This is a genomic window from Streptomyces muensis (genome assembly GCF_021474425.1).
Classification (GTDB): domain Bacteria; phylum Actinomycetota; class Actinomycetes; order Streptomycetales; family Streptomycetaceae; genus Streptomyces; species Streptomyces muensis.
The window spans coordinates 1-5,354 of sequence record NZ_JAKEIP010000402.1 but is presented as its reverse complement, the minus strand read 5'-3'; the positions used below and the strand labels follow the sequence as shown (position 1 = coordinate 5,354).

At 73.6% G+C, this 5,354-nt stretch carries 1 protein-coding gene and 1 pseudogene; both read left to right on the top strand.

Annotation, left to right across the window (positions count from 1 at the left end):
- Positions 1-3,139: type I polyketide synthase (locus tag L0P92_RS41810; RefSeq protein WP_234768365.1), on the top strand; the 3,139-nt coding region annotated here is incomplete at its 5' end.
- A 90-nt stretch (positions 3,140-3,229) separates the two neighbouring features.
- Positions 3,230-5,354, top strand: a pseudogene (locus L0P92_RS41800) (type I polyketide synthase); the annotation flags it as partial.

Below are 5,354 nucleotides of genomic sequence, written 5' to 3'. Positions count from 1 at the left end.
ACGGGAGGCGGTGCGGTTCTACGACGGGGTGGTGCATCTGCGTGAGCAGGGTGTGACCCGGTTCGTGGAGCTGGGACCCGACGCCACCCTCACCGCCCTGGTGGCCGACTCGCTCGACGACGAACCCGGCGTCCTCACCCCGGCCCTGCGCAAGGGCAGGCCGGAGAGCGAGAGCGTCACCGGCGCCCTCGCCCTGCTGTGGATGGGGGGAGCCGAGGTCGACTGGTCGGCCGCTCTGCCCGCCGCCCGTCGGGTCGCGCTGCCGACGTACGCCTTCCAGCACGCCCGGTACTGGCTCGACGCGCCGACCACCCTCGGCGACGTCACCGGCCTGGGCCTGAGCGAGGCACAACACCCGTTGCTCGGCGCGGCCGTCGGCGTCGCTGGCCGGGACGAGACGCTCTTCACCGGACGGCTGTCCCTGCGGACCCACCCGTGGCTGGCGGACCACGTCGTCTCCGGGTCGGCCCTGCTGCCCGGGACGGCACTGCTCGAACTGGCGGCGCGGGCCGCCGAGCAGGTCGGCGCGGAGCGGATCGCCGAACTGAACCTGGCCGCCCCGCTCGTGCTGCCGGCCGACGAGGGCACGCAACTCCAGGTCGCCGTCGGCGCCCCCGACGAGCAGTCGGCACGCACCCTCGACATCCACTCGCGCACCGCCGACGGCGACTGGATCCTCAACGCCCACGGCACCCTCGACTCCGAGCCGTCCACCACCGCCGACAGCGCCCTGCTGGCCTGGCCGCCGGCCGGGGCCGACGAGATCGACCTGGGCGCGGCCTACGAACGGCTCGTCGAGCACGGCTACGACTACGGCCCCGCCTTCCGCGGTCTACGACGGCTGTGGCGCACCCCGAGCGAGCTCTACGCCGAGATCGCGCTGCCCGACACCCTGCGGGACAGCGCCGGGGAGTACCTCCTGCACCCGGCCGCCCTGGACGCGGCGCTGCACGCCCTGCTGCCCGGAGTGGCGGACGACGAGGCGGCACCGGCCAGGATCCCCTTCGCCTGGTCGGACGTACGGGTGCACGCGGCCGGAGCCGCGGCGCTGCGGGTCCGGCTCACGGTGACGCGGCCGCAGGCGCGGCCCGAGTCGCTGGAAGCCGCCCTGACGGTGGCCGACGGCACGGGCATGCCGGTGCTGTCGGCCGGTTCGCTGGTGCTGCGTCCGCTGACACGCGACGCGCTGCGGTCCGCCCATGCCGGGCGCGACGGTCTGTTCACGATGCGCTGGGCCGACGTACCGGACACCGGCTCGGCCCCGGACACCACCGGCTGGGCCGTGGTGGGCCGGTGGGCGGACACGCCGGCGGAGTCGTACCCGGAGCTGGCGGCGGCCGCGCAGGCCGGCGCGCACACGGTGGTGTGGGCCCCGCCAGCCGAGGAGCACGCCGCCGCCACCGGCGCGGACCTGCCCGAGGCGGCGCACCGTGCCCTGCACGGGGCGCTGGACCTGGTGCAGGAGTTCCTGTCCGACCGGCGGACGGCCGCGGCCCGGCTGGTCGTGGTGACGCGCGGCGCGGTGTCGACGGGCGCCGACGAGGACGTGCCCGACCTGGCCCGTGCCGGGGTGTGGGGCCTGCTGCGGGTCGCGCAGAGCGAGAACCCGGACCGGGTCGTCCTGGTCGACGCCGACCCGGCGACGCGGACGGAGGAGTTCCGGCTCGTGGCCGACGCCGTGCACAGCGGCCATGCCCAGGTCGCCATCCGGGACGGACGGCTGCTGGCTCCACGCCTGGACCGCGGCGCGGCCGGGGCCGAGGAGACCGGAGCCGGCACCGCGGGGCCGGGCTGGGACCGGGGCACGGTGCTCGTGACGGGCGCGACCGGCACGCTGGGCGCCCTGGCGGCCCGGCACCTGGTCACCGAACACGGGGCCCGGCGCCTGCTGCTGCTCAGCCGGCGCGGCGAGCACGCCCCGGGCGCCGACGCGCTGCGCGGCGAGCTGGAGAAGCTGGGCGCCGAGGTCGACTTCGCCGCCTGCGACGTCGCCGACCGTGCCGGTCTCGCGGCGGTCCTGGCCGGCGTGCCGCAGGACGCCCCGGTGTGCGCGGTGGTGCACACGGCGGGCGTACTGGACGACACGGTGATCGGGGAACTGACCGCCGAACGCCTGGACGCCGTCGTACGGCCGAAGATCGACGCGGCGTGGAACCTGCACGAGCTGACGCGCGAGCTGCCGCTGGAGGCGTTCGTGCTGTACTCCTCGATCGCCGGGCTCCTCGGCACCGCGGGACAGGCCAACTACGCGGCGGGCAACGCCTTCCTGGACGCCCTGGCCGCCCACCGCCGAGCGGCCGGACTGCCCGGCACGTCGGTGGCGTGGGGACTGTGGCAGGAGTCGAGCACGATCAGCGGCGGACTGTCACAGGCGGATCTGCGGCGGCTGGCCCGGCTCGGACTGCTGCCGCTGCCCTCGGACGCCGCCATGGAGCTGTTCGACACCGCCCTCTCCGGCCCGGACGCCCTGACGGCGGCGGTACACCTGGACACCCAGGTGCTGCGCCGCCAGGGCGAGCAGGCCCACCCCCTGCTGCGCCACCTGGCGCCTGCCCCGGCCCGCCGGACCCGGGCCGGCGACGACCGCGCGGCGGCCGACGCCACCTCGGGTCTGCTGCGGCAGCTGGCCGCGCTCGGCCCGGACGAGCGCGCGGCGGCACTGGCCGACGTGGTACGCGCCCAGGCGGCCGATGTCCTCGGCCACTCCGGGCACGGAGCGGTGGGCGCCGAACGGTCCTTCCAGGAGCTGGGCTTCGACTCGCTGACCGCGGTGGAACTGCGCAACAAGCTCAACGCCGCGACCGGTCTGCGGCTGCCCTCCACCGTCGTCTTCGACTACCCGACGCCCGCCGCCCTGGCCGGATACCTGGCCGGCGAGATCACCGCCGGACAGCCGCCCGCCACCCCCGACGGCCCTGTCCTCGCCGACCTCGAACGCACCAAGTCGGCCATCGCGGCCATCGCCGCCGACGACGAGGCCACCCGGACTCGGGTGGCGTCCACGCTGCGCGAACTGCTGCGCCTCGCCGAGGGCACCCAGCAGGCCCTGCCCGACCAGACCGGTGATCCGGCCGGCGAGCCGGACCTGGACTCGGCGACCGACGAGGAACTCTTCGCCCTCCTCGACGAACTCGACTGACCCGGGGCACGCCAACGGTCCCGGGCCGGCCCGACCCTTCCTACCAGCAACCCCGCACATTCTTCCTGGAGTTGAGATCACGTGACGGATGAGGCAAAGCTCCGCGACTACCTCAAGCGGGCCATTGCCGACGCCCGCGACGCGCGCAAGCGGCTGACCCAAGTCGAGAACCGGCAGCACGAGCCGATCGCGATCGTGGGGATGGCGTGCCGTTTTCCGGGTGGGGTGGTGTCGCCGGAGGGGTTGTGGCGGTTGGTGGCCGATGGGGTGGATGCGGTCAGTGGGTTTCCGTCGAATCGGGGGTGGGATCTGGAGGGGTTGTTCGATCCGGATCCGGAGCGGCCGGGGACGAGTTATACGCGGCATGGTGGGTTTTTGCATGATGCGGATCTGTTTGATCCGGAGTTCTTCGGGATGTCGCCGCGTGAGGCGACGGCGGTGGATCCGCAGCAGCGGTTGTTGTTGGAGACGGCGTGGGAGGCGTTCGAGAGCGCGGGGGTGGACCCGGGTTCGCTCAGGGGTTCACGCACCGGCGTCTTCACCGGCGTCATGTACGGCGACTACGGCACCCGGGTAACGGACGTACCCCAGGGCATGGAGGGCTACCTCGCCAGCGGCAGCGCCGGCAGCGTCGCCTCCGGCCGTCTGTCCTACACCTTCGGCCTGGAAGGCCCCGCCGTCTCGGTCGACACGGCGTGCTCGTCGTCGCTGGTCGCGCTGCACCTTGCGGCCAACGCGCTGCGCAGCGGTGAGTGCGACCTCGCGCTCGCCGGAGGTGTGACCGTCATGTCCCGTCCCATGCCCTTCATCGAGTTCTCCCGGCTGCGGGGGCTGGCCGCTGATGGCCGGTGCAAGGCGTTTTCCGAGTCTGCGGACGGTACGGGCTGGTCGGAGGGTGCTGGTCTGCTGTTGGTGGAGCGGTTGTCGGATGCGCGTCGCAACGGGCACACGGTTCTTGCGGTGGTGCGGGGTTCGGCGGTGAATCAGGACGGTGCGAGCAATGGGTTGACGGCGCCGAACGGTCCGTCGCAGGAGCGGGTGATCCGTCAGGCGCTGGCGAACGCCCGGTTGGCCGCGGCGGATGTGGACGTGGTGGAGGCGCACGGGACCGGTACGACGCTGGGTGACCCGATCGAGGCGCAGGCCTTGCTGAACACCTACGGTCAGGAGCGACCAGGCGCTGATCGGCCGTTGTGGCTGGGGTCGTTGAAGTCCAACATCGGGCATGCGCAGGCTGCTGCCGGTGTCGGCGGGATCATCAAGATGGTGCAGGCGATACAGCACGGCGTGCTGCCCAAGACCCTGCACTGCGAGAAGCCCACGCCCGTGGTCGACTGGGACGCGGGCGCGGTCGAGTTGCTGACCGAGGCCCGGCCCTGGCCCGAGAGCGGACAGCCCCGCCGCGCCGCCGTCTCCTCCTTCGGCTTCGGCGGCACCAACGCCCACGTCATCATCGAAGCGCCGACCGACGACGAGGCGGCCGACGCGGACGAGCCGGTCGAGACCGACGCCCCGTCCGCCACCGCCCAACCGTCAACCGTCCCACCGGCCACCCCCGTCGTGCTGTCCGGCAAGACGCCCGAGGCCCTGCGCGCCCAGGCACACAGCCTGCTCTCCCACCTGGAGAGCACGCCCGAGGCAGGGCTCCTGGACACCGCCTACACCCTGGCCACCCGCCGCGCGGTCCTGGAGCACGGGGCCACCCTCGTCGCGCCCGACCGCCCGGCCCTGCTCACCGGGCTGCGCGCCCTGTCCTCCGGCACGCCTTCGCCGTATCTCGCCCAGGGCGTGCGCACGTCGGGCAAGACCGCGTTCCTGTTCACCGGCCAGGGAGCCCAACGCATCGGCATGGGCCAGGAGTTGTACGCCACCCACCCCGTCTACGCCCAGGCTTTCGACGCGGTGGCCGCGGAACTGGACGGCCGGCTGTCCCGGCCGCTGGCCGAGATCGTGCGCACCGGTGACGGGCTGGACGACACCGCCAACACGCAGGCGGCGCTGTTCGCGGTCGAGGTCGCCCTGTTCCGCCTGCTGGAGTCGTGGGGCATCCGCCCTCAGTTCTTGTTGGGGCATTCGGTGGGTGAGGTGGTGGCTGCGCATGTGTCGGGGGTGTTGGGTCTGGCGGATGCGTGTGTGGTGGTGGCGGAGCGTGGTCGGTTGATGCAGTCGGCGCGTTCTGGTGGGGCGATGGCTGCGGTGGAGGCGGGGGAGGGGG